The sequence below is a fragment of the Streptomyces sp. NPDC047706 genome (assembly GCF_043204795.1).
In the GTDB taxonomy this organism is placed as follows: domain Bacteria; phylum Actinomycetota; class Actinomycetes; order Streptomycetales; family Streptomycetaceae; genus Streptomyces.
In genome coordinates this window covers 26251-48447 of sequence record NZ_JBIDCW010000011.1, presented here as the reverse complement: position 1 = coordinate 48447, position 22197 = coordinate 26251, and the positions used below count along the sequence as shown (strand labels likewise).

At 71.5% G+C, this 22197-nt stretch carries 21 protein-coding genes and 1 pseudogene; 10 read left to right on the top strand and 12 right to left on the bottom strand.

Going from position 1 to position 22197, the window contains the following annotated elements; all coding sequences use genetic code 11:
* Nucleotides 1-118: 118 nt before the first annotated feature.
* The 3 genes from ACGF8A_RS15285 to ACGF8A_RS15275 are packed head-to-tail and all read right to left on the bottom strand — an operon-like array spanning nt 119 to nt 3485.
* Entirely contained in the window at nt 119-868 is a 750-nt protein-coding gene (locus tag ACGF8A_RS15285; RefSeq protein WP_393108179.1) for a succinate dehydrogenase/fumarate reductase iron-sulfur subunit, read from the bottom strand.
* On the bottom strand, nt 865-2811 hold the full coding sequence (locus ACGF8A_RS15280) for a fumarate reductase/succinate dehydrogenase flavoprotein subunit (protein WP_393108177.1): 1947 nt from the start codon (nt 2809-2811) through the stop codon (nt 865-867). Before ACGF8A_RS15280 ends, ACGF8A_RS15285 begins: the two co-directional genes overlap by 4 nt.
* 2 nt (nt 2812-2813) lie before the next feature.
* Complete coding sequence (locus ACGF8A_RS15275; RefSeq protein ID WP_393108512.1) at nt 2814-3485, bottom strand: succinate dehydrogenase; 672 nt, start codon at nt 3483-3485, stop codon at nt 2814-2816.
* Between the two features lie 119 nt (nt 3486-3604).
* On the opposite strand from ACGF8A_RS15275, the gene ACGF8A_RS15270 reads away from it, so the two are divergent.
* Nucleotides 3605-4489: a LysR family transcriptional regulator gene (locus ACGF8A_RS15270; RefSeq protein ID WP_393108175.1), complete on the top strand. Its 885-nt coding sequence runs from the start codon at nt 3605-3607 to the stop codon at nt 4487-4489.
* Nucleotides 4490-4748: 259 nt separating this feature from the next.
* On the opposite strand, the gene ACGF8A_RS15265 is transcribed toward ACGF8A_RS15270, so the two are convergent.
* From ACGF8A_RS15265 to ACGF8A_RS15255, 3 genes are all read right to left on the bottom strand, one after another.
* A complete protein-coding gene (locus ACGF8A_RS15265; protein ID WP_393108174.1) occupies nt 4749-6890 on the bottom strand; it encodes a putative bifunctional diguanylate cyclase/phosphodiesterase in 2142 nt (713 codons plus the stop codon).
* On the bottom strand, nt 6887-7699 hold the full coding sequence (locus tag ACGF8A_RS15260; protein ID WP_393108172.1) for an SAM-dependent methyltransferase: 813 nt from the start codon (nt 7697-7699) through the stop codon (nt 6887-6889). The genes ACGF8A_RS15265 and ACGF8A_RS15260 overlap by 4 nt, the downstream gene beginning before the upstream one ends.
* Before the next feature lie 322 nt (nt 7700-8021).
* Entirely contained in the window at nt 8022-8993 is a 972-nt protein-coding gene (locus ACGF8A_RS15255) for an SCO0930 family lipoprotein (RefSeq protein WP_393108170.1), read from the bottom strand.
* Between the two features lie 811 nt (nt 8994-9804).
* Between ACGF8A_RS15255 and ACGF8A_RS15250 the strand changes: the two genes are divergently transcribed.
* Complete coding sequence (locus ACGF8A_RS15250) at nt 9805-9933, top strand: hypothetical protein (RefSeq protein ID WP_393108168.1); 129 nt, start codon at nt 9805-9807, stop codon at nt 9931-9933.
* Between the two features lie 16 nt (nt 9934-9949).
* Nucleotides 9950-10714 (top strand): hypothetical protein, encoded by a 765-nt coding sequence (locus tag ACGF8A_RS15245; RefSeq protein WP_393108166.1) that lies wholly within the window; start codon nt 9950-9952, stop codon nt 10712-10714.
* A 420-nt stretch (nt 10715-11134) separates the two neighbouring features.
* On the opposite strand, the gene ACGF8A_RS15240 is transcribed toward ACGF8A_RS15245, so the two are convergent.
* Entirely contained in the window at nt 11135-11623 is a 489-nt protein-coding gene (locus ACGF8A_RS15240) for a hypothetical protein (protein ID WP_393108163.1), read from the bottom strand.
* A gap of 334 nt (nt 11624-11957) precedes the next feature.
* On the opposite strand from ACGF8A_RS15240, the gene ACGF8A_RS15235 reads away from it, so the two are divergent.
* On the top strand, nt 11958-12620 hold the full coding sequence (locus tag ACGF8A_RS15235; protein ID WP_393108160.1) for a class F sortase: 663 nt from the start codon (nt 11958-11960) through the stop codon (nt 12618-12620).
* A gap of 30 nt (nt 12621-12650) precedes the next feature.
* Here ACGF8A_RS15235 and ACGF8A_RS15230 read toward each other — a convergent pair whose 3' ends face one another.
* Together ACGF8A_RS15230 and ACGF8A_RS15225 are read right to left on the bottom strand one after the other, a co-directional pair.
* Nucleotides 12651-13484: a polysaccharide deacetylase family protein gene (locus tag ACGF8A_RS15230; RefSeq protein ID WP_393108157.1), complete on the bottom strand. Its 834-nt coding sequence runs from the start codon at nt 13482-13484 to the stop codon at nt 12651-12653.
* 104 nt (nt 13485-13588) lie between these two features.
* Nucleotides 13589-13832, bottom strand: a pseudogene (locus tag ACGF8A_RS15225) (amino acid--tRNA ligase-related protein); the annotation flags it as partial.
* A 200-nt stretch (nt 13833-14032) separates the two neighbouring features.
* Here ACGF8A_RS15225 and ACGF8A_RS15220 point away from each other — a divergent pair.
* Together ACGF8A_RS15220 and ACGF8A_RS15215 are read left to right on the top strand one after the other, a co-directional pair.
* Nucleotides 14033-14494, top strand: coding sequence for a universal stress protein (locus tag ACGF8A_RS15220; protein ID WP_393108154.1), 462 nt, complete (start codon nt 14033-14035; stop codon nt 14492-14494).
* Between the two features lie 86 nt (nt 14495-14580).
* Entirely contained in the window at nt 14581-15993 is a 1413-nt protein-coding gene (locus tag ACGF8A_RS15215) for an amino acid permease (RefSeq protein ID WP_393108151.1), read from the top strand.
* 198 nt (nt 15994-16191) lie between these two features.
* Here ACGF8A_RS15215 and ACGF8A_RS15210 read toward each other — a convergent pair whose 3' ends face one another.
* Complete coding sequence (locus ACGF8A_RS15210) at nt 16192-17352, bottom strand: CapA family protein (RefSeq protein WP_393108148.1); 1161 nt, start codon at nt 17350-17352, stop codon at nt 16192-16194.
* A gap of 212 nt (nt 17353-17564) precedes the next feature.
* Between ACGF8A_RS15210 and ACGF8A_RS15205 the strand changes: the two genes are divergently transcribed.
* The 3 genes from ACGF8A_RS15205 to ACGF8A_RS15195 all read left to right on the top strand — a co-directional run bounded on the left by ACGF8A_RS15205 (nt 17565) and on the right by ACGF8A_RS15195 (nt 19580).
* Entirely contained in the window at nt 17565-18110 is a 546-nt protein-coding gene (locus ACGF8A_RS15205; protein ID WP_393108146.1) for a sigma-70 family RNA polymerase sigma factor, read from the top strand.
* A 134-nt stretch (nt 18111-18244) separates the two neighbouring features.
* Nucleotides 18245-18760 (top strand): hypothetical protein, encoded by a 516-nt coding sequence (locus ACGF8A_RS15200; protein ID WP_393108144.1) that lies wholly within the window; start codon nt 18245-18247, stop codon nt 18758-18760.
* Between the two features lie 169 nt (nt 18761-18929).
* The gene (locus tag ACGF8A_RS15195) at nt 18930-19580 is read left to right on the top strand and encodes a zf-HC2 domain-containing protein (RefSeq protein WP_393108142.1); all 651 of its coding nucleotides are present in this window, start codon (nt 18930-18932) and stop codon (nt 19578-19580) included.
* On the opposite strand, the gene ACGF8A_RS15190 is transcribed toward ACGF8A_RS15195, so the two are convergent.
* On the bottom strand, nt 19577-20446 hold the full coding sequence (locus tag ACGF8A_RS15190) for a SigB/SigF/SigG family RNA polymerase sigma factor (RefSeq protein WP_393108140.1): 870 nt from the start codon (nt 20444-20446) through the stop codon (nt 19577-19579). The two genes, ACGF8A_RS15195 and ACGF8A_RS15190, sit on opposite strands and share 4 nt — an antisense overlap.
* 607 nt (nt 20447-21053) lie before the next feature.
* On the opposite strand from ACGF8A_RS15190, the gene ACGF8A_RS15185 reads away from it, so the two are divergent.
* Nucleotides 21054-21308: a SpoIIE family protein phosphatase gene (locus tag ACGF8A_RS15185; protein WP_393108138.1), complete on the top strand. Its 255-nt coding sequence runs from the start codon at nt 21054-21056 to the stop codon at nt 21306-21308.
* Between the two features lie 4 nt (nt 21309-21312).
* Here the strand turns inward: ACGF8A_RS15185 and ACGF8A_RS15180 are convergent, their stop codons facing one another.
* Entirely contained in the window at nt 21313-22176 is an 864-nt protein-coding gene (locus ACGF8A_RS15180; protein ID WP_393108136.1) for an Fpg/Nei family DNA glycosylase, read from the bottom strand.
* Between the last annotated feature and the right edge of the window lie 21 nt (nt 22177-22197).

The window sequence follows — 22197 nt, the reverse complement described above, 5'->3', positions numbered from 1 at the left end:
GTGCGGATGTTGAATGCCAGGGGTGGCCCGGAAAGCGAGACGGGACCGGGGATGAGCACCACTCCCGGTCCCGCCCGTCCGCACCCAGTCGGCGAACGTCTCTCCTACCTGCGCGGCATCACTTCCTGGCCGCCTTGCGGGTGGCGCGCAGCCACTCCTTGTTCATCCCGGTGATGGACATCAGCGGGATGCCCTTCGGGCAGGCCGTGGCGCACTCACCGGTGAGGGTGCACCCGCCGAAGCCCTCCTCGTCCATCTGCGCCACCATGTTCAGCACGCGCGTCTCGCGCTCCGGCGCGCCCTGCGGCAGCACGTTCAGGTGATTGACCTTGGCGGAGGTGAACAGCATCGCCGCGCCGTTGGGGCAGGCGGCCACGCAGGCGCCGCAGCCGATGCACTCGGCGTGTTCGAAGGCGAAGTCGGCGTCCGGCTTCGGCACGGGCGTGGCGTGCGCCTCGGGCGCGGAGCCGGTCGGGGCGGTGACGTAGCCGCCGGCCTGGATGATCCGGTCGAACGCGGACCGGTCCACGACCAGGTCCTTGATCACCGGGAAGGCGGAAGCCCGCCACGGTTCGATGTCGATCGTGTCGCCGTCCTGGAAGGACCGCATGTGCAGCTGGCAGGTGGTGGTGCGCTCGGGCCCGTGCGCGTCGCCGTTGATGACGAGCGAGCAGGCGCCGCAGATGCCCTCGCGGCAGTCGTGGTCGAAGGCGACCGGGTCCTCGCCCTTGAGGATGAGGTCCTCGTTGAGCGTGTCGAGCATCTCCAGGAAGGACATGTCGGGCGAGACGCCGTCGACCTCGTACGTGGACATGGCGCCGTCGGCGTCGGCGTTCTGCTGGCGCCAGACGCGCAGGGTGAGCTTCATGCGTAGCTCCGCTGGGTGGGGTGGACGTACTCGAAGACCAGGTCTTCCTTGTGCAGGACGGGCGACTCACCGGTGCCGGTGAACTCCCAGGCGGCCGCGTAGGAGAACTCGTCGTCCCGGCGGGCGGCCTCGCCGTCCGGGGTCTGCGACTCCTCGCGGAAGTGGCCGCCGCAGGACTCGGAGCGGTGCAGCGCGTCGAGGCACATCAGCTCGGCGAGCTCCAGGTAGTCGACGATCCGGTTGGCCTTCTCCAGCGACTGGTTGAACTCCTCGCCGGTGCCCGGCACCTTGATCCGCCGCCAGAACTCCTCACGGATCTGCGGGATCCGCTCCAGGGCCTTGCGCAGCCCGGTCTCGGTGCGGGCCATGCCGCAGAACTCCCACATCAGCTCGCCGACCTCGCGGTGGAAGGAGTCGGGTGTGCGGTCGCCGTCGACGGAGAGGAGCACGCTGATCCGGTCCTCGGTCTCGGCCAGCACCTCCTGGACCGCCGGGTGCTCGTCGGTCACCACGTCCTGGTGCGGGTTGCGGGCGAGGTAGTCGTTGATGGTCGCCGGCAGCACGAAGTAGCCGTCGGCCAGGCCCTGCATCAGCGCCGAGGCGCCGAGCCGGTTGGCGCCGTGGTCGGAGAAGTTGGCCTCGCCGATCGCGAACAGGCCGGGGATGGTCGTCTGAAGGTCGTAGTCGACCCACAGACCGCCCATCGTGTAGTGCACGGCGGGGTAGATCCGCATCGGCACCTCGTACGGATCCTCGTCGGTGATCCGCTGGTACATGTCGAAGAGGTTGCCGTACTTGGCCTCGACGGCCTTGCGGCCCATCCGCTTGATCGCGTCCGCGAAGTCCAGGTAGACGCCCTGGCCCCCGGGACCGACGCCACGGCCCTCGTCGCACACGTTCTTCGCGGCGCGGGAGGCGATGTCGCGGGGGACGAGGTTGCCGAAGGAGGGGTAGATCCGCTCCAGGTAGTAGTCGCGCTCGTCCTCGGGGATCTGGTGCGCCGGCCGCTGGTCGCCCTTGGCCTTCGGCACCCAGATACGGCCGTCGTTGCGCAGCGACTCGCTCATGAGGGTGAGCTTCGACTGGTGGTCGCCGGTCCGCGGGATGCAGGTGGGGTGGATCTGGGTGAAGCAGGGGTTGGCGAAGTAGGCGCCACGCCGGTGCGCCCGCCAGATCGCGGTGGCGTTGGAGTTCATCGCGTTGGTCGACAGGTAGAAGACGTTGCCGTAGCCGCCGCTGGCGAGGACGACCGCGTCCGCGAAGTAGGTGTCGACCTTCCCGGTGATCAGGTCCCGCGCCACGATGCCGCGCGCACGCCCGTCGACCACGATCAGGTCGAGCATCTCGGTACGCGGGTGCATCTCCACGTTCCCGGCGGCGATCTGCCGGCTGAGCGCCTGGTAGGCGCCGAGCAGCAGCTGCTGGCCCGTCTGGCCACGGGCGTAGAAGGTCCGCGAGACCTGGACGCCGCCGAAGGAGCGGGTGTCGAGCAGACCGCCGTACTCCCGGGCGAACGGCACCCCCTGCGCCACGCACTGGTCGATGATCTCGACGGAGATCTCCGCGAGCCGGTGCACGTTGGACTCGCGGGCCCGGAAGTCGCCGCCCTTTACGGTGTCGTAGAACAGCCGGTGCACGGAGTCGCCGTCGTTGCGGTAGTTCTTCGCCGCGTTGATGCCGCCCTGCGCGGCGATGGAGTGGGCCCGGCGCGGGGAGTCCTGGTAGCAGAACTGGACGACGTGGTAGCCCTGTTCGGCCAGCGTGGCGCCCGCCGAGCCGCCGGCGAGGCCGGTACCGACGACGATCACGGTGTGCTTGCGCCGGTTGGCGGGGTTGACCAGCTTGGCCTCGAAGCGGCGCCTGTCCCAGCGCTCGTTGACGGGCCCGGTGGGGGCCTTGCTGTCGACGACCGGCTCACCGGTCACGTACTCGGCGTAACTCATCTTCAGCTCACCAATCCGGTCATGACGCCTACGGGCACGGCGAGGAACCCGGCCGTGAGGAGCAGCGCGAGGGCGTTCGCGGTGGCCTTCAGCGCGCGGTCGCGCGTGCGGCTGCCGGCGCCCAGGGTCTGTGCGGCGCTCCAGAACCCGTGCCGGATGTGCAGGCCGACGGCGAGCACCGCGACGATGTAGATCACGTTGCCGTACCAGGTGGAGAAGGTGTCCACGACGTTCTGGTAGGGACGGCCGTGCTCGAAGCCGCCGGTGTGCACGGTGCCGGTGGTCAGGTCGAGGATGTGCCAGACGATGAACAGGGCGAGGATGATCCCGCCCCAGCGCATGGTGCGCGTCGCGTAGGAGGCGCGCGCCTTCTTGTGGACGTACTTGCTGGGGCGCGCCTTCATGTCGCGGCGGCTCAGCTGGTACGCGGAGACGGCGTGGGCGACGACCGCGACGACGAGGACGATCCGGACCAGCCACAGCGTCCACTCGTAGTGCAGGAACGGCTCACCCACGGTGCGCAGCCAGTGCGCGTAGTGGTTGAACTCGCCTGCGCCGAAGAAGATCTTCAGGTTGCCGATCATGTGGACGACCAGGTACAGCAGCATGATCAGCCCGCTGACCGCCATCACGGTCTTCTTGCCGACGGAGCTGTCCCACATCGTGCGCGCCATGGACGGCCGTCGGTCCGTCCGCGTTGCCAGAGCCATGTCCCGCACCGTAGGCGTGCGCGGGCCCATCAGTCCAAGACATGGTCTGCCTTGATTCGATAGCTCAGGCCTATGCTTGCTGCATGCAGTTCCAGCAGCTCCAGTACTTCGTGGCGGTGGCCGAGACCCGGCACTTCACCCGGGCCGCGGATCTCGTCCATGTCGCCCAGCCCTCGCTGTCGCAGCAGATCAAGGCGCTGGAGCGGGAGCTGGGGGCCGATCTGTTCCTGCGGGCGCGGGGGAACATCACGCTCACCGACGCGGGCGAGGCACTGCTGCCGCTGGCCCGCCGGATCCTGGCCGACGCGGACACGGCGCGGCACGAGGTGCAGGAGCTGGTGCAGCTGCGTCGGGGCCGGGTGCGGCTGGGGGCCACGCCCAGCGTGTGCACGGGACTGCTGCCGGATGTGCTGCGCGCCTTCCACGACCGCTATCCGGGCATCCAGCTGCTGATCGAGGAGAGCGGCTCGCACGATCTCGTACGGCATCTCGCACGCGGCGCCCTCGATCTTGCCCTCGTCGTGCTGCCGCTGCCGACGCCGTCACCCGCGCTGAAGACGGTGGAGCTGCTGCGGGAGGACCTGGTGGTGGTGTCGTCGCCGGAGGCGTCGCCGCCGGGCGAGGGGCGCCGGACGGTACGGATCGCCGATCTGGAGGGCGAGCGGCTGGTGATGTTCCGGCACGGGTACGACCTGCGGGAACTGACCGTCGCCGCCTGTCGCTCCGCGGGGTTCGAGCCGGACTTCGCGGTGGAGGGGGGCGAGATGGACGCGGTGCTGGGGTTCGTGCGGGCTGGGCTGGGGGTGGCCGTGGTCCCGCGCATGGTCGCCGCGCGGTCCGGGCGGGGGCTGCGGGTGACGCCGCTGGCCCGGCCCGGACTGCATCGGACGATCGCGCTGGCGCACCGCAGTGACGTGGCACCGCCCCGGGCCGCCCGGGAGCTGCAGCGGATGCTGCTGGAGCGGTGAGGGGCGCTTACCGCGGGGTCGTGGTGGTGCTTGGGCCTGAGGGTTCGGTGGGGGTCGTGGGGGCCGGTCGCGCAGGTCCCCGCGCCCCTGAGAGCGTGCGGCAGGGCGCGTCTGCGGAGGCGGAGCCCCACGGCGGGACGGCGGGTGCGGGTCGCAGGGGCCGGTCGCGCAGGTCCCCGCGCCCCTGAGGGCGTGCGGCGCACCCTCGGGGCGGAGTCGTGGGTGGGGTCGGTCCCGGGCCCCCTGAGGGCGTCGTGGGTCAGGTGGTTGCGTCGGCCATCGCCAGTTCGTGGAGTCGTTCCGGGGGGCCCGGGCGGGCGTAGTACCAGCCCTGTGCCGTGTCGCAGCCGAGTATGCGCAGCTGTTCGGCCTGGGCCCCGGTTTCCACGCCCTCGACCGTGACCGCGAGGTCGAGGCTGTGGGCGAGGGAGACGATGCCTTCGACGATCTTGAGGTCGACGGGGTCGGCCGGGAACCGCTGCATGCTCTGGGTGAAGGAGCGGTCCAGCTTGAGGACGCTCACCGGCAGACGGCGGAGGTTGGCGAGGTTGGAGTAGCCGGTGCCGAAGTCGTCCAGGGCGATGTCGACGCCCATCTCGGCCAGCCGCCGCAGCGGCTTGAGCAGGTCGTCGTCGGCGCCGATCAGGGCCGACTCGGTGACCTCCAGGCAGAGCGCGTCGGGCGCGACGCCCTCGGCCTCCAGGATGTCGACCGTGTCCTGGACCAGGCCGGGGTGGGTGAGCTGGCACGGGGAGAGGTTGACGTTGATCCGCAGCGGCGCGGAGGGCGTGCCGGCGTGGCGCTCGCGCCAGTCGCGGGCCTGGCGCACCGACTGCTCCAGGACCCAGCGGCCCAGTGGCACGATCAGGCCGGTGTGCTCCGCGAGCGGGATGAACCGGTCGGGGCCGAGGACGCCGTGCTGCGGGTGCAGCCAGCGGACCAGCGCCTCCGCGCCGCGCACGCTGCCGTCACCCAGGTGCACCAGGGGCTGGTACTCGATGAAGAACTCGCCCCGGTCCAGCGCGGTCGGCAGTGCCGTGGTGAGGCCGTGCCGGGTGATGGCGCGGGCGTCGGCCTCGGCGTCGGCCACTTCGAAGCGGTTGCCGCCGGCCGACTTGGCCCGGTACATGGTGATGTCGGCGCTGCGCAGCACCTCGGCCGCGCTGCGCTCCCCCGCCGCGCCCTCGACGACGCCGATGCTGCCGCGCACCGTCAGCTGCCGGCCCTCCACGCTGATCGGGGCGATGAGCGCGTTCATGATCCGGGCGGCGAGCTCGTCGACCTCGCGCTGGGTGTCGGGACCGGTGGTGAGCGCCACGAACTCGTCGCCGCCGAGCCTGGCGACCATCTCACCGGGTGCGGTGGCGCAGGCCTGGAGGCGGTCGGCGACCTCGACGAGCAGCCGGTCGCCGGCCGCGTGGCCGAGGCTGTCGTTGATGGTCTTGAAGCCGTCGAGGTCGAGGTAGCACAGGCCGAAGCGCTGGCCCTCGCCCGCGCCGAGGGCCTTCTCCAGGCGCTCGAAGAACAGGGTGCGGTTGGGCAGTCCGGTGAGGGCGTCGTGGGTGGCCTCGTAGCGCAGCCGGAGGTTCAGCAGCCGCCGTTCGGTGGTGTCCTCCATCAGCGCGAGCTGGTACTGCGGGTTGCCGTCGGGGTCGCGCAGCAGGGAGACGGTGAGGTTGGTCCACAGGACCGTTCCGTCGGGCCGGTAGAAGGCCTTCTCCACGTGGTAGTGCTCGCGTTCGCCGCGCACCAGCTCCTCGTAGAGCCGCCAGACGTGGGGGGCGTCGTCGGCGTGGGTCCACTCCTGGACTCTGCGACCGCGCACGTTCTGTTCGGAGCCGCCGAACATGCGCGTCAGCGCGCCGTTGACCTCCAGCACGTTGCCGTCGAGGTCCGCGATGCCGATGCCTATGGCCGCGCCCTCGAAGACCGCGCGGAAGCGGGCCTCGCTGGCGTGCAGCGCCTGCGCCACCACACCCTGGGCGCGCAGCGCCGCCTGCGCGATGCGCTCCTGCTCGGCGAGGGTGCGTTCCCGCAGCGCCTGGGCGAACCCGGCGGCCATGGCGTGCTGCAGCCGGGCGGAACGGGCCCGCAGATCCTCCTGGGGACCGTCGTCGCCGCAGTAGAGCACCAGATAGGCGTCGACGCAGTCCAGGGCCTGGCAGAGCGCCTCCGGGTCGGTGCAGTGCGCGTCGACCAGGGCGGCGCCGACCGCGCGGCCCTCGGCCGCGTCGTAGGTCCGCGCGAGCAGTGCCGCGCTCAGTCTCCTTGCCAGCGGCAGCAGTTGTCCCTCGAACTCCGGTCTGGTCAGCGAGGTCGAGGTGGCGGGGTAGACCGCCCGGCTCCAGATCTTCGCGAACCTCCGCAATCTGTCCTCCGGCCCGTCCGGCTCGGCGATCACGCGGTACGCCCCACGCCGGCGAAGCCGGAGAAGGCGTAGGGATCCTCGTCCTCCGGCGCGGTGTCGGGCCGCCAGACGGGCATCGGCACCAGTCCCGGTTCCACCATGTCGTACCCCTCGAAGAACCGCGCGATCTCCTCGCGCGAGCGCATGATCAGCGGGTTGCGGAGGTCCTTGTATACGTCGACCGCGCCACCCGCCCGCTCGGGTGCCAGCGGGATTCCCTCGTACGAGGCATGCGTCAGCACGAGCATGCTGCCGGGCGCGAGTGCGTCGCTCAGCTGAGCGACCGCCCCGTAGGGGTCGTCCGCGTCCTCCACGAAGTGCAGTACGGCGACGAGCAGCAGCGCCACCGGCCGCTTCAGGTCGAGCAGTCGCTCCACCTCGGGGCTGGACAGGATGTCCCGCGGCTTGCGCACGTCGGCCGCGGCCACGCCCGCGTCGTCGTTGCCTTCGAGAACGGCCTGGCTGTGCGCGACGGCGACCGGGTCGTGGTCGACGTAGACCACCCGCGCGCCGGGGCTGGCCGCCTGGGCCACCTCGTGGACGTTGCCGTGCGTCGGGATGCCCGAGCCGATGTCCAGGAACTGTGTGATGCCCTCGGCGGCGGCGTGCCGCACCGCGCGGCACATGAAGGCCCGGTTCGCCCGCATGATCTTCGGCAGCCCCGGCATGAACTCCATGGCCCGGCGGGCCGCTTCCCGGTCGACCTCGAAGTTGTGCGAACCGCCCAGGTAGTAGTCGTAGATCCGCGCGACACTCGGCACCGAGATGTCGATGCTCCGTGGCGCCCAGGCGGGACGCTCCATCTGTCTCTCCATGGCGTAGGCGATCCGGTGTTCGAGCAGAGGCTACTGATCGCCCGCCAATGGAGCGACCTGAAACGGAAATTGACCGTCCGTTCCCGGTCACTGCCTGCGGCGCGTGCCGAATTGACCTCCCGGGGAACGCTTACGAAAAGTATCCGGCAGGTGCCGCAGAGTCCCGGAGAAATGGGATGAGCCCAGAAGACTGCCGGTGAATCCGGAAGACTCCGGTGAATGACGCCAAAACGGTCCGCATACCGCGTGGTGCTGCGCGGGATGCGGACCGCTCGGCCGTGCGCCGGGCCCGGCCCGGGAAGGTCCTTCGCTACTGCGCGGGCGCGCCGACCGGCTTGCCGTCGGGCTTCACCGCGAACCAGGTGCCGCCCACGCCCTGGCCGTTGGTGTCACCGGGCTTCTTGTCCCCGGCGAAGGTGTAGATGGGCACACAGTCGATGGTCTGCTGCTTGATGCCGTCGGGCCGGTCGAAGACGACATAGCCCCGGTTGGCGCTGGAGCCCTGCAGGTCGATGCCCTTGGTGTCCTTGGCGTCGACCGGCGCGACGACCGGCCACTTCTCCAGGCACTCGCCGGTGCACGCCGTCTTCATCGGCCACTGCGAGTCCTTCATGAAGCGGTAGACCGTGAGGCCGTTCCTGTCGACGACGATCTCGCCGAGCTCGGGGTCCTTGCGGGTGGACAGCCCGGGCAGGTCCGCCGCCGTGGCCTTCTTGCCGTCCGGCGCCAGCGCGTACCAGGTGCCGCCCACGCCCTGGCCCTTGGTGTCGCCCGGGTTGACGTCCTTCGCATAGCGGTACGCCGGCCAGCCCGCGACGGTGAGCTGCTTGGTGCCGTCGGGGCGGGTGACCTCGCCGAGCAGCGCCTCGTCGATGCCCTCGCCCGCGGTGGCGTCGTCGGCCGGAACGGGCGGCCAGGCGGTCGCGCAGTCACCCTCGCAGTTGGTCTTCGGCGGTTCCGCCGTGTCCTGGTCGAAGCGGTAGAGGGTACGGCCGGCACTGTCGGCGAGCACCTTCCCGAGCTCCCCGTTGTCCGCGACCGAGATTTCGCCCGCGGGCGCGGCCTGGGCGCCCGTGCCCTGCTCGCCCGCCGGGGCACCCACGCCGGTGCCGGTACCGGCGCCGGTGTCGAGCCCCGTGCCGCCGTATCCGCCCGCCGCGGCGGTGGCGCCCACGTTCTGGCTGGCCGACTGGGGACCACTTTCCTGACCGCACGCCGTCGTCAGCGCCAGTACGGCCGCGGCGCTCGCCACGAGCGAGGCGCTCCGCCAGGAGGTCTTCATCGTCAACTCCCCATAATCACAAGGATATTGCAGCGCCCTGCTGTGCCGCCGCACGACAATGGGTACGAACGGGGACGCCGGTTGTCTCAACCGGATCGGAGATTTCTTTCCGGGACCACGGCCGGAACCCGGGAGCCGGGGCCCGATCAGGCCCTGTGCGCCGTACCGTTCGCCGGCCGCCACCCGTACGCGCGTCCGGGCGATCGGGCACACCGTCCCGTGCCGATCAAACCCCCTGGCGCGCACTTCCCCCATTCGGGGCAATCCCCCGGCCGCCCGGGCGTGTGGGGACACGGGAAGCCTCATGATCTCGGTCGTGCATGGTTCCGAAACGACCCAATCGCCCGTCGCCGCACGGATGTTGGTCATGGTGACGCTGGCCGTGGCGCTCGTGGGCGCCCCGGCCGGCGTCGTGGCGGCCGACTCCTGTGCGTACGCGTCCACCGGACCGGGCGGCACGGAGGCGGTGGCGGTCGCGGGGAGCCGGACATGGCCCACTCCCCCGATCTGCCCCAGCCCCACGCCCACCCCCACCCCCAGCCCGACACCGACGCCGACTCCGCCGCCCGAACCGACACCGCCGCCACCTCCGCCACCTCCGCCACCTCCGCCGAAGCCCACCCCGCCGCCGAAACCGACGCCCACCCCGCGGTCCGAGGCGCCACCCCGGCCCGCGCCGCCACCGCCACCGGCCCCCGCGCCCCCGCCGACCCCGGCTGCCAGGCCGGCGCCACCGCCGCCCCCGTCCCCGTCCCCGTCCCCGTCCCCGTCCCCGTCGGCCGAGCCCACCCCGCGTCCGACCGTGACGCCGGTGAGCTACCCCCGCTACCGAACGCCGCCGCGCAACCGCCAGACCCGGGGCGGTCAGTCGCCGGTCACCTACGTCCTGCTCATCACCGTGCCGGCGCTGCTCGCCGTCGCCGCACTGCGTCCGCGCTGATCCCTGGAGGCTTCCGTTGCCGGAATGGCTTGTTCTCACCCTCGCGATGCTGGCCGCCTGTGCCCTGGTGGTCTTCATCACCCTGCTTCGCAACCGTGCGGCGTCCGAGGACGAGGATCCCTCCGAGACGCCGGACGTCATCGAGTACATGACGATGTGGATCGGTGTGGTGTACGCCATCGTGCTCGGCCTTGCCATCGCCGGTGTATGGGAGGCGCGCAGCGTCGCCCAGGACCACGTGCGGGCGGAGGCGCAGGCACTGCACGAGATCACGGAACGGGTCCGGGTCTACCCGTCCGACGTACGTGAGCGCATTAGGGAGGATGTCAACACCTATGTCGGACACGTCGTCACCATCGAGTGGAAGGCGATGACCGAGGAGGGGAAGGTCACCGCGCGCGGTACCGAGCTGCTGGACCAGGTGCGCGCGACCGTCACCGACTACGAGCCGGGGACCGACTTCGAGGCGCAGGCCTATCAGCCGCTCGTCGACCAGGTGGCCGAGGCGGACCGGGCACGGCACGCGCGGGCGGACTCGACCGAGTCGACGATGCCTGCCGTGGTGTGGTTCGGGCTCATCGCGGGGGCCGTCATCACCATCGGGATGATCTTCGCCCTGCAGATCCGGCGCACCCCGCGCGAACTGGTCCTCGCCGTGCTGTTCTCGGCGCTGATCGCCTTCCTGCTCTTCCTGATCTGGGACTTCGACTCGCCCTACAGCAGGGGTGTCGCGGCCTCGTACCAGCCGTTCCTGGACCTCTTCCCCAACGCCGGGAACTGACGGGCGGCCGACGGGGCCCGCTCCCCGGCCCGCCGCGTGCCGGCACCCGCGCGTCGTGGGCCCCCGGGGGACGTCCGGCACGCCGCCGCCGTCCCCCGGCCGCAGCAGCGCCGGCCCCCGGACGGCCCACCTGTGTGCCCCGTTCGCACCACTGCGATAGCGAACACGCGGTCCTGTTCCTAGCGTTTCAGTCATCGAGGTGCATTTCCGGCGCGGGCGCGACGTCCGTGCCTGCTCCTCGGGGACCGGAGGATCCACATGGGCGCGATACGGGTCGCAGCGCGCGCCCTCGGCCGCGAACCGGCATGCCGCCCGCTCTCGACCACGGCACCCCCGCACATGCCGTCGGCCCCGGAACCGTGCGGGGTCCGGGGCCGACGCCCTCACGTGCGATCGGTCCTCCCGACGCGGGGCGGCGCGTCAGGCGTGGTTCTCGCAGCGGCGGCGCATCCAGAAGACGCCGCTGCCGATGACGGCCGAGGCGACCAGACCGCCGCCGATGGCCATGTCGGTGGGCGTCGCCCCGGAGGAGATGCTGCCGCCGAGACCGCCGCGGACACCGCCGATGACGGTGAAGGCGTTCGGGCGGGTCAGCCGCCGGCCGGAGCAGTGGACGGTGATGTCGTAGGTGCCGGGGCGGGCGTCGCTGTAGATCGTCGCGTTGCCCCTCGACGTCAGGTTGGCGCCCTTGACCGGTGACAGGGTGGTCGAGCGGAAGGCATCGGAGTACACGGCGCCGCCTCTGGGGCAGCCGTCCACGGTGACCGTCATCTGGCCCCCGCGGGCGATGACGCTGGGCAGGGCGACGATGTTGGCCGGGCCGTTCCCCGCGACGGCCGCCGGGGCCGCGGCCCCGAGTAGGAGCGCGGCGGCCGCGGCGGAGACCGCCAGGGCACGAGAGTTACGCATGTCATCCTCCGCGGAAGACGCCCCGGGACCCGTTCCCGGTGAATCGGCGAGACAGCGTCTCCCAGCAAAACCCTCAGTTGCCGTGCACAATCCCGCATTTCGGGGATGGGCCGTCCAGGTGAAACAACACGCCGGACGATAACCGCACAATCAGATATCGCCGCAGGTCACGGACCATGGGAAAAAACCTGCGCGCGGCAACTCGGATGGCGCACCGGGCATGACCGGTACACCCATTCGTCTCTCTCCCGTCGCCGGTTTCCCGTCAGGGTTCTAGCGTGCTCCCAAGCGCTGAATTGACGTGGCGACGGCCGCGTCGAGAGGGGATGACACCATGTTCCTTTCCGAGTTGGAGGAAGAGGAGGAGCGGCGGAGGAAGCGTGCGCCGTGGGGCGTGATAGCGCTTGTCCTGCTGACCGGTCTCGCCCTCATCCGCAATGGCTCGGGGGAGTTCGACGTGGGACCGCCGCAGCCCGCGTCGGCGGCGGCCGCGGACGCGCCCTCCACTCCGGCCACCTTCGGCAAGTCCCCGCCGGCGCTGCCGTACTCCCTGCCCGGCTGGATCCGGATTCCCGCGATCCAGGTCGACGCACCGGTGATGCCGGTCGGTCTGGACGCCGAGGGCTGGGTGGACGCGCCGCCCCCGGAGGATCCCCATCTGGCGGGCTGGTTCACCGGTGCCGTCTCGCCCGGAGAGAAGGGCACCGCCGTGGTCGTCGGCCATGTCGACAACCAGGCCGGTCCCGCGGTGTTCTACGGCCTCGGGGCACTGAAGCGCGGAAGCCGCATCGAGGTGCTCCGGCAGGACAAGAAGACGGCCGTGTTCGAGGTCTACGGCGTCGAGGTGTTCGCGAAGGACAACTTCCCCGGAGACCGCGTCTACGGTTCCAAGGGTGTCCCGGAATTGCGGGTCATCACCTGCGGTGGCGGCTTCTCGAAGCAGAACGGCTACGACGGGAACGTCGTCGCCTTCGCCCGCCTGGTCGAGGTGCGCTGAGCGTGCCCCGACCCGGCGGGCGGGCGCCGGTCACACCTGGTGCCGGCGTGGCACGGTGAGGTGGTATCCGGCGTCCAGCAGGTGCGGCAGATAGTCGCGCAGCGCCCACACGCTCTGCGAGCGGTCGCCCCCGGCGTCGTGCGCGAGGACGACGACGCCGGGGCCGGCGCCGCTCTCCACCCGGTCGACGATGGTGCGGGTGCCGGGCTCGGTCCAGTCGAGGGTGTCGACGGTCCAGGCGAGGGGTTCCATGCCCAGTTCGGCACCGAGTTGGAACGCGGCGCGGTTCCAGGCGCCGTAGGGGGCGCGGAACCACAGCGGGCGATCGCCGTAGGCCTTCTCGATGATCTCGCTGGTGCGCTCCATCTCGGCGCGGATGCGGGCGCGGGTGAGGGTGGTGAGCAGGGGGTGGGACCAGGTGTGGTTGCCGACGACATGGCCGTCGTCCGCCATCTCGGCCAGCAGGTCCCGGTGCTGGGCGGCCATCTCGCCGCACACGAAGAACGTCGCCCGTACGTCGTATTCGCGCAGGGTGCGCAGGATCTCGGGGGTGTAGCGCGGGTCGGGGCCGTCGTCGAAGGTCAGGACCATGGTGCGGCCGATCCCGTCGATGCGCAGCAGGGGTTCGCGCCGGACCGGGGTGCGGCCGGAGGCGGCCGGTGGCCCCTGGCCGGCCAGGGGCTGCAGACGGTAGGCGGACGGCTTGAGGGGGCGTCGTGCCGGGGATCCGGGGGCGGGGGCGGCGGACGGGCGGGCCTCGCCGCCCGGGCCCGCCCTCAGCAGACCGGCGGCACCGGCCGCGCCCAGGGCACCGACACCGGCGATCAACGCCCGGCGGCGCGTGAGCAACTGATCCTTCTTCATGAATCATCAGTCGCCCCACCCACCCCCGGCGCACCCCAGCGACACCGGCGCGGCGGCGGGAAAACACCCGGGCGGCGGATCCGGGCACCCGGCGTCATCCGCTTTCAGCGGCGCCGCACCAGAGGGAACGGCAGCGTCTCCCGGATGGTCGGGCCCGTGCGGAACATGACCGTCCGGTCGACGCCGATGCCGAGGCCGCCCGTGGGAGGCATGGCGTACTCGAGCGCTTCCATGAAGTCCTCGTCCAGTTCCGTGGCCTCAAGGTCGCCGCCCGCGGCAGAGCAGGCACTGTACGGTCAGGCGCCGGCGTTGTTCCACGGGGTCGGTCGGTTCGGAGCAGGCGGTGCCGAAGGCGGCGGTCGCCGCGCCCTGGATCAGCTCACGCGTCGGGCCGAGCAGGGGTTGTGCCGTAGGAGACGCCCTCATCGCTCCGCTCCAGGTCCACGGCGGCAGATCCACGGCGGCGCCAAGGCCCGGCCCTCCACCACCCACATCAACGAGCGTGGGCTCCCGGTGGGCGGACCGGGCGCTTCCGATAGCCTCGGGCCGTGACGGAACAGCATGCGCACCAGTTCGAGCGCGGCACGGACGGACCCAAGGTCATCGTGGTCGGGGTGGACGGCTCCGACTCCTCGCTGCGGGCCGCGGCCTACGCCACCGGTCTGGCCCGGCGGCAGAACGCGCTGCTGGCACTCGTGTACGTGCAGCCGGTGCTGGCCGCGGGCGCGGCGCTCGGGGCGCCCGTCGCGGTGGCCACGGACGAGATCGCCGAGGACCTGGTGACGCAGATCCGTGCCGCGACCGAGCGGGTCAAGGGGATGTCCGACCTGCGCTGGGAGTTCCACACCTTCCGCGGCGACCCGTACAGCGGGCTGGTGAAGGCGGCGGACGAGCTGAAGGCCGACGCCGTCGTGGTGGGCGCCTCCGAACAGGCCGGTCACCGGATCATCGGCTCGGTGGCGATCCGGCTGGTGAAGGCCGGACGGTGGCCGGTGACAGTCGTGCCGTAGGGGTGCGTGGCGCCTTTCCTCGGGTGCGCGCCTGAGCCATCATGATCCGCCGTCAGCGGTTCGGCGATCGCGAAGAGGTGAGGCGCATGACCCGGCTCCGAACGGGCGAGGGGATTCTCCGCCGCAAACCCATCGAGCACATCGAAGACACGGAGATCGCCGAAGGCCCCAAGCTCGAACGGTCCCTCGGGCTGTGGCAGCTGACCGCGATCGGCGTCGGCGGCATCATCGGCGCGGGAATCTTCACCCTGGCCGGTGCGGTGGCCAACGGCACGGCCGGGCCCGCGGTGCTGGTGTCCTTCCTGATCGCGGGTGTGGCCAGTGCGGCGGCCGCACTGTCGTACGCCGAGTTCGCCGGGCTGATCCCGAAGGCGGGTTCCGCCTACACCTACGGCTACGCGGTCCTCGGTGAGCTGGTGGGCTGGTTCATCGGCTGGGACCTGCTGCTGGAGTACACGGCGATCGTGGCGGTGGTCGCGATCGGCATCTCGGGCTACTTCAACTTCCTCGTCAACCAGCTGGGCGCCGACCTGCCGAGCTGGATGCTGGGCGCGCCCGGCACCGGCGAGGGCCATCGGGTGGACCTGTTCGCCGCGGTGCTGTGCCTGTTCATCGCCTACCTGCTGACCCTCGGCATCAAGAACGCGGCCCGTTTCGAGATGGTCGTGGTCGTACTGAAGGTGCTGGTGGTGCTGCTGGTCATCGGCGTCGGCGTCTTCCACGTCGACACCGCGAACTACAACCCGTTCTTCCCCTACGGCATCGGCGGCGCGTTCACCGGTGCGGCCACCGTGTTCTTCGCGGTCTTCGGGTACGACGCCATGTCCACCGCGGCCGAGGAGTCGAAGGACGCGCAGCGGCACATGCCGAAGGCGATCATCTACTCGCTGGCGATCTCGATGGTGCTGTACGTGGCCGCGTGCCTGGTGCTGACGGGCATGCAGAAGTACACGGAGATCGACCCGGAGAGCGGCTTCTCCACCGCGTTCGAGTCGGTGGGTCTCGACGCCCTCGCGAGCGTGATCGCGGTCGGTGCGATCATCGGCATCCTCACCGTGATGTTCACCTTCCTGCTGGGCGTCACCCGCGTGTGGTTCTCGATGTCCCGGGACGGGCTGCTGCCCAGGTGGTTCGCGAGGACGCACCCGACCCGCCATGTACCGACGCGAGTGACATGGATCGCGGGATTCGCGTCGGCCGCCATCGCCGGGTTCCTGCCGATCGGCGAGGCCGCCGAACTGACCAACATCGGGATTCTGCTGGCGTTCGTCGTGGTGTGCATCGCGGTCATCGTGCTGCGCTACCGGCAGCCGGAGCTGCCGCGTACCTTCCGTACGCCGTGGATGCCGTTCGTGCCGGCCGTGGGTGTCGTCTTCTCGCTCTGGCTGATCACGTTCCTGCAGCGGCAGACCTGGGCGCGGTTCGGCGTCTGGTTCGCGCTGGGCCTGGTGATCTACTTCGCCTACTCGTACCGGAAGTCGAAGCTGGCCGGGCGTTAGAGGCCGCGGAGGACGCCGAGCAGGGTCTCGTCGAAGACCTTCGGCTGCTCCAGGTTGCGGTAGCGGCCGGTGCCGTCGACGCTCACCGAGCGGCCGTCCGCGAGGGTGCAGGCCAGCCGTTCGGCGGCTGCGAGCGGGCCGGCGGGTTCCAGGCCGCCGTGGACGGTGAGCAGCGGGACGACGTCGGCTGAGCGGCGGCTACTCCCCCATCACCAGCCCCTGCTGCCCCGCGCCCCGGCTGAGGACGACCGCGTGGACGCGGTCGCGTACGCCGACGAGGTCGGCCCCCTGGGCGAGGGCCGCGTTGAGGTTGACCACCCGGCCGGCGTCGATGTCGTACATCTGCGGGATGAACTCGGCCTTGCTCACCTCCCAGCGGGCGCCGGGGGCGGCGGGCGGGGTGAACGTGAAGCGGCCGAGGGCGGACTGGTTGCCGCGGGGGTCCAGATCGCCCTGATGGTTGGTCATCCTGCCGGCGATCTGGTCGCCCATGCCGTAGATGACCCAGGTGCCGTTGATCTTCTCGTACGCCTGCGGCACATGGGCGTGGGTGCCGAGGATCAGGTCGATGTCGGGGCGGCCGGCGGAGTTGGCCGCGGTGAGGCTGCGCGCCAGGGTCAGCTGGCGCCGGTCCGGCTCCTCCTGCCACTCGGTGCCCCAGTGCACGGAGACCACGACCACGTCGGCGCCCGCCCGCCGGGCGGCCCGGGCGTCGGCCACGATCCGGTTCTCGTCCAGGAGGTTCACGGCCCAGGGACTGCCCGGCGGAAGCGGGTGGCCGTTGGTGCCGAAGGTGTAGGCGAGGTGGGCGACCTTCGCCGTGCCCGCGGGCAGGACGGTGACCGTGCGCGCCTCCTGAGCGGTACGCGCCGTCCCGGCGTGCCGGACACCGGCCTGGTCGAGGGCGTCCAGGGTGCGCCGGATGCCCTCGGCGCCGTCGTCGAGGCTGTGGTTGGAGGCGGTGGAGCAGCCGTCGTAGCCGGTCTCGGCGAGGCCCTGGGCGATCTCCGGCGGGGACTTGAACTCCGGGTAGCCGGAGTACTTCCCGTTCTCGCCGTACACCGTCTCCATGTGACACAGCGCCAGATCGGCGCCGGAGACCACGGGTGCCACGCCGGCGAACATCGGCCGGAAGTCGTGGCCCGCGCCGCCCGCGTCGAAGCGGGCCTGCTCGATCACGGACGTGTGCGGCAGGACGTCGCCGGAGGCCACGAGGGTGAAGGGGCGGTGGGTGGCGGCGGCCGGCGGGCCCGTGCGGGCGCCGGGCTCCTCGTCGCGGGCCTGGCAGGCGGCAGCCGCGGCGAGCACAGCCGTCAGGGCCAGGGCCACCTGCCGTCTGCGTGCGATGCGTACGGTCATCAGCTCACCTCAGTGCGGTCGCATTTACGCACAAATAGGTACGAAGCTGGACGCCGTCGCAAACAACTCCAGGGGTCCCTTTAACCCGTCCGCGTCGCGCGAGTGGGCGAGGCGGACCGTTCGTCGCACCGTTCGCCGACGTGTTCGACCGTCCGTCGCAGCACCGTGCCCGCTCCCTGTCCTGCGACCGCGCCCTGCGATGCCATACCGCCATGACGGCCGGAACCACGATCACCAGCGGGACGACCGCCGAGCACGAGCTCGCCGCGCTCCAGCGGGAGCACGGCCGACCGCTCTTCGCACTGCTGCTCAGGCTCTGCGACGGCGACCGGCAGCGCGCCGAGGACCTGGTGCAGGAGACCCTCGTCCGCGCCTGGCAGCACCCCGAGGCGCTGCGCGCCGACGCCTTCGAGTCCGTACGGCCCTGGCTGCTGACCGTGGGCCGGCGGCTCGCGATCGACGCCCGGCGGGCCCGGCAGGCTCGCCCGCCCGAGGTCGGCGACGCGGTCCTGGAGAACGCGCGGGTGTGCGCCGATCACGCCGAACGCTCGGCCGCCACCGTCGACGTGCGCCAGGCTGTGAAGACACTCACGCCCGAGCACCGTGAAGTCCTGGTGCTCGTGTACTTCCAGGGGGCGAGTGTGGCGGAAGCGGCCCAGACCCTGGGCATTCCGCCCGGTACCGTGAAGTCCCGCGCTTACTACGCCCTGCGCGCCCTGCGCCGGGTGCTTCCGGGATACGCGGCCGACCTGCGATGAAACCGATCGGCGAGTCAAGCCTCCGTAAAGCGCCTTGCTGAGGACCCCGGTTGAGTAATCGGCTGTCCTCATCCGTGTTCCGGACTGGAGAGCCGGATCGGGCGACGCGCACCACCGGAGGAAGGCAGGAAGGGATGCAGCACAGAGGTCAACAGAGCATGGGCGGCACCGGTGGCGGTGAACTCACCGTCCCCATGGCCTGGTTGTACGCCGAGTACATCGCCGACGAACTGCTGCGGACCGGCGACCTGATGCCGCCGACGTCCTTCGAGTTCCGTGCCGGGCGGGACGCCCTGGCGCTGACGATCTTCCTGTCCGACACCGACGGGGAGCTGTCCGGCATCCGGGTCGTCTCCCAGCTGGAGACCTGGCTGTCGCTGACGGCGTACGACCAGCCGTGGCAGGAGTGGGTGCGGGAGCGGATGACACAGGTGGCCGCCGAGGCGGTGGAGTCCGGCGGGCCGGCACCCGACCTGGAGCTCGCGGAGGCGGCCTGGCGCTGGCTGCAGGAGACCGAGCTGCTCGCACCGGACCTGAACGCGGTGCCGGGCGGCGGCCCGGTGGTGGGCGAGGAGGAGGGCCCGAAGGTGTGGACGCCGGCGTGGCAGCTGGGGCTGCCCCTGGGGCATCTGGCCATCCATCTCTTCTAGCCGGCAGCCGCTCACGGGATTCGGCGGGAATCCGACCAATCCCCGGGGCCGGGCGCTCCGAATCCCTTGGTTGCGATTCTGTACAGGCCTTGAGTGATTCCGGTGCCTGGTCCGTACCGATGGGAGCAAGGAGTAACCCCACCCGCACCCAAAGGCACGAGGATTCGGCATGAGGTCCCTGGAGAGGCATCGCGACGTCGGCGCCTACGCGCTCGGTGTGCTGGACGAGACGGACGCCTTCCGTTTCGAGGACCACCTCATGGAGTGCCCTCGGTGCACCGTACAGGTCACGGAATTCGGGCCCACCGCCCGGCAGCTGATGCTCTACCGGCGGGCCACCCCGCGCGCGGTGCATCCCATGGCGGGGGCCGGGCCGCGGCTGCTGGACCGGCTGCTCGGCGAGGTCGCGGCACGGCACCGGGCCGGCCGCAGGCTGCGGCTGTTCGCCGTGGCCGCCGCGGTGGTGTGCGCCCTGGCCGGCCCCGCGGTCGCGATCGTGGCCGAGCGCGGGGAGCAGGCGGTGCGGGTTTCGGCCACGGACGAACGTTCCGGCGTGTGGGCGCAGATCACGACCGAGGACGTGCCCTGGGGCAGCAAGGTGATGCTGGAGGTCAAGGACGCGGCCGGGCCCCGGGCCTGCCGGCTGGTCGTGATCGGCGGGGACGGCTCGGAGGAGACGGCGACCAACTGGACCGTGCCCAGGCACGACGCCCGCCCCAACACCATGCGGGGCGCCACCGCCCTGCACCCCGACCAGATCGACCGCTACGAGGTGCGCACGACGGCCGGGGAGCGGCTCGTGACACTGGACGCCCACTAGGCCCTGGGCAGGCCCCCGGGGTCGCCGGATTCGGCGGGGCGGAGTGTCTCGTCGCGGATCCGGGCGCAGGTCTGGGCCAGGAGCCGGGAGACATGCATCTGGGAGATGCCCAGCCGCTCGGCGATCCTGCTCTGGGTCCAGTCCTCGAAGAAGCGCAGATAGAGGATGGCCCGCTCACGCCGGGGCAGCCGCCGGACCGCGTCCTTGACGCTTTCGCGGTCGACGACCAGCTCGTAGCCGTCGTCGGGTCCGCCCAGCAGTTCCGCGATGCTCGGCCCGACCGCGTCGGCCCCGTCACCGGCGTTCGCCGCGTCCAGGGACAGGGCACTGTAGCTCTCCAGGGCCGCCATGCCTTCGCGCACCTGTTCCTCGCCCAGGCCGGTACGGTCGGCGAGCTCGGTGACGGTGGGCCGCCGGCCGCCGGGGACGTGCGCCAGCTCGGCGTAGGCGGCCCGCACCGCGTTGCGCAGCTCCTGGACCCGGCGGGGCACCCGCACGTCCCACATCCGGTCCCGGAAGTGGCGGCTCAGCTCGCCCCTGATCGTCGGTATCGCGAACGGCTCGAAGGGGCCACGGTCCGGATCGAACCGGCGGATCGCCTTCAGCAGCCCCAGCGCGGCGACCTGCCGCAGGTCCTCCGTGCTCTCGCCCTTGTCGCGGAAGCGCCAGGCGATCCGGTGGGCCATGGGCAGCCACGCCCGCAGCAGCTCCTCCTGCACCCGCTCCTTCTGCGGCCCGGCGGGCAGCGCGGCGAGGCTGCGGAAGGCGGCCGCGGTGTCGGGGGCGTCGCGGGCCGGGCGGGCCGCGGTTCCGTGCGGGGCGGTGGCGGGGGTCTCGGGCGGGGCCGTGGTGACGACGGTCGGCATCGTGGGTCCTCAAAGCCTTTCGTACGGTGGGGCGGTTGTTCCTCCCGACCGTCTCTGCCCATCACCCCCTTGTCCGCATTCGGGACTTTGGTCCTTAATCGTGCGAAACCTCACCGGGCGGGTGCCACGCGGCGGCGTGAGACTGCTGAACGACGTGACCCGACGCGGCACGGCCGCCGACGAGGGGAGACGAGGTGACGACGGCGGACGCCGGTGACGGCCGGCTGGAGGAGTTCCTCGCCGCTCCGGACAGCTCGGCGCTGGACCTGTCCACCGCGGTGGCCCGCTGCTCCAAGGCCCTCGGCCTGCAGCGCTGCGTGGTCCGCCTCGCCGACCTCCAGCAACGACAGCTGGTACCGCTGACCGACGTCGCCTCCGCGCTGCCCGTCGACGACTCCCTCGCCGGCTGGACGTACCGCACGCCGGCCGCCTGCCGCAACGCGCGGGCACCGGCGCCGATCTGCCGGAGCTGGTGCAGAGCGTGGACGGCGCCCTGGCCGAGTGGCTGCCGGACCAGTTCTGCACCGGCGGCTTCTCGTGGACGCGATGGAACGGGCGGCCGATCCGCCGATGAGCTGCCTCGCTGCTGGCCGCGCGGCCGCGGCAGGTGCACGGGATCACGCTCCGGCCCGGCGACCGGGTCCTGCTGTACACCGACGGGGTCACCGAGGCGCGGACCAGGGACGGCGACGAGTCCGGTATGGAGCGGTTCGCCGACCACGTCATCCGGGCCACCGCCGCCGGCGAACTCGCGCCGGAGACGCTGCGCAAGCTGATCCACTCGGTCCTCGACGCCCAGCCCGGCCGGCTGCGCGACGACGCGACGATCCTGCTCGTCGAGTGGTGGCCGCCGTCCCTCTGAACACTCACTTCAGCAGCCGGGACAGCCTGCGGTCGGCGAGCGGCTTGCCGCCGGTCTGGCAGGTCGGGCAGTACTGCAGCGAGGAGTCGCTGAAGGAGACCTCGCGGATGGTGTCGTCGCACACCGGGCAGGGCTCCCCCGTGCGGCCGTGCACCCGCAGCCCGCTCCTCTTCTCGGCCTTCAGCCGCCCGGCCGCCACGCCCCGCGAGCGTTCGACGGCTTCCGTGAGCGTCGCGCGCAGGGCCTCGTACAGTCTCCGGGTCTCCTCGGGGGTGAGGGACGCGGCCAGTTTGAAGGGGGACATCTTCGCGGCGTGCAGGATCTCGTCGCTGTAGGCGTTGCCCACGCCGGCGATCAGGCTCTGGTCGCGCAGGGCGCCCTTGAGCCGGCGGCGCTCGCCCTGGAGCAGCGCGGTCAGCCGCGCCTCGTCGAAGTCGCCGGCGAGCGGGTCGGGGCCGAGCCGGGCCACGCCGGGGACCTGCTGCGGATCGGCCACGACGTACACCGCGAGCCGCTTCTGGGTGCCGGCCTCGGTGAGGTCGAAGCCCGCGCCGGTCTCCAGGGCCACGCGCAGGGCGAGGGGCCCCTTCCCGGGACGGGGCGGGCCGTCCGGGAGGCGGTCCTTCCACTGCAGCCAGCCGGCCCGGGCCAGGTGGGTCACCAGATGCGGGCCGCCGCCGGTCTCGACGTCCAGGAACTTGCCGTACCGGCGCACGGCCACGACCTCGTGGCCCTCGACGGCCGACAGCGGCGGGTCGTACGTCTTCAGCACGCTGACGGCGACCGGCAGTACGCGCACGATCTCGTGACCGACGAGGTTCTCCGTCAGGAAGTCCTTGAGCGCTTCGACCTCGGGCAGTTCCGGCATACGTCAAGAGTGCCATCCGTG

Excerpts from the sequence above, each read along its gene's own strand:
- ACGF8A_RS15285 (WP_393108179.1), bottom strand. The coding sequence starts at position 868 with ATGAAGCTCACCCTGCGCGTCTGGCGCCAGCAGAACGCCGACGCCGAC.
- ACGF8A_RS15280 (WP_393108177.1), bottom strand. The coding sequence starts at position 2,811 with ATGAGTTACGCCGAGTACGTGACCGGTGAGCCGGTCGTCGACAGCAAG.
- ACGF8A_RS15275 (WP_393108512.1), bottom strand. The coding sequence starts at position 3,485 with ATGGCGCGCACGATGTGGGACAGCTCCGTCGGCAAGAAGACCGTGATG.
- ACGF8A_RS15270 (WP_393108175.1), top strand. The coding sequence starts at position 3,605 with ATGCAGTTCCAGCAGCTCCAGTACTTCGTGGCGGTGGCCGAGACCCGG.
- ACGF8A_RS15260 (WP_393108172.1), bottom strand. The coding sequence starts at position 7,699 with ATGGAGCGTCCCGCCTGGGCGCCACGGAGCATCGACATCTCGGTGCCG.
- ACGF8A_RS15255 (WP_393108170.1), bottom strand. The coding sequence starts at position 8,993 with ATGAAGACCTCCTGGCGGAGCGCCTCGCTCGTGGCGAGCGCCGCGGCC.
- ACGF8A_RS15240 (WP_393108163.1), bottom strand. The coding sequence starts at position 11,623 with ATGCGTAACTCTCGTGCCCTGGCGGTCTCCGCCGCGGCCGCCGCGCTC.
- ACGF8A_RS15235 (WP_393108160.1), top strand. The coding sequence starts at position 11,958 with ATGTTCCTTTCCGAGTTGGAGGAAGAGGAGGAGCGGCGGAGGAAGCGT.
- ACGF8A_RS15230 (WP_393108157.1), bottom strand. The coding sequence starts at position 13,484 with ATGAAGAAGGATCAGTTGCTCACGCGCCGCCGGGCGTTGATCGCCGGT.
- ACGF8A_RS15215 (WP_393108151.1), top strand. The coding sequence starts at position 14,581 with ATGACCCGGCTCCGAACGGGCGAGGGGATTCTCCGCCGCAAACCCATC.
- ACGF8A_RS15210 (WP_393108148.1), bottom strand. The coding sequence starts at position 17,352 with ATGACCGTACGCATCGCACGCAGACGGCAGGTGGCCCTGGCCCTGACG.
- ACGF8A_RS15205 (WP_393108146.1), top strand. The coding sequence starts at position 17,565 with ATGACGGCCGGAACCACGATCACCAGCGGGACGACCGCCGAGCACGAG.
- ACGF8A_RS15200 (WP_393108144.1), top strand. The coding sequence starts at position 18,245 with ATGCAGCACAGAGGTCAACAGAGCATGGGCGGCACCGGTGGCGGTGAA.
- ACGF8A_RS15195 (WP_393108142.1), top strand. The coding sequence starts at position 18,930 with ATGAGGTCCCTGGAGAGGCATCGCGACGTCGGCGCCTACGCGCTCGGT.
- ACGF8A_RS15190 (WP_393108140.1), bottom strand. The coding sequence starts at position 20,446 with ATGCCGACCGTCGTCACCACGGCCCCGCCCGAGACCCCCGCCACCGCC.
- ACGF8A_RS15180 (WP_393108136.1), bottom strand. The coding sequence starts at position 22,176 with ATGCCGGAACTGCCCGAGGTCGAAGCGCTCAAGGACTTCCTGACGGAG.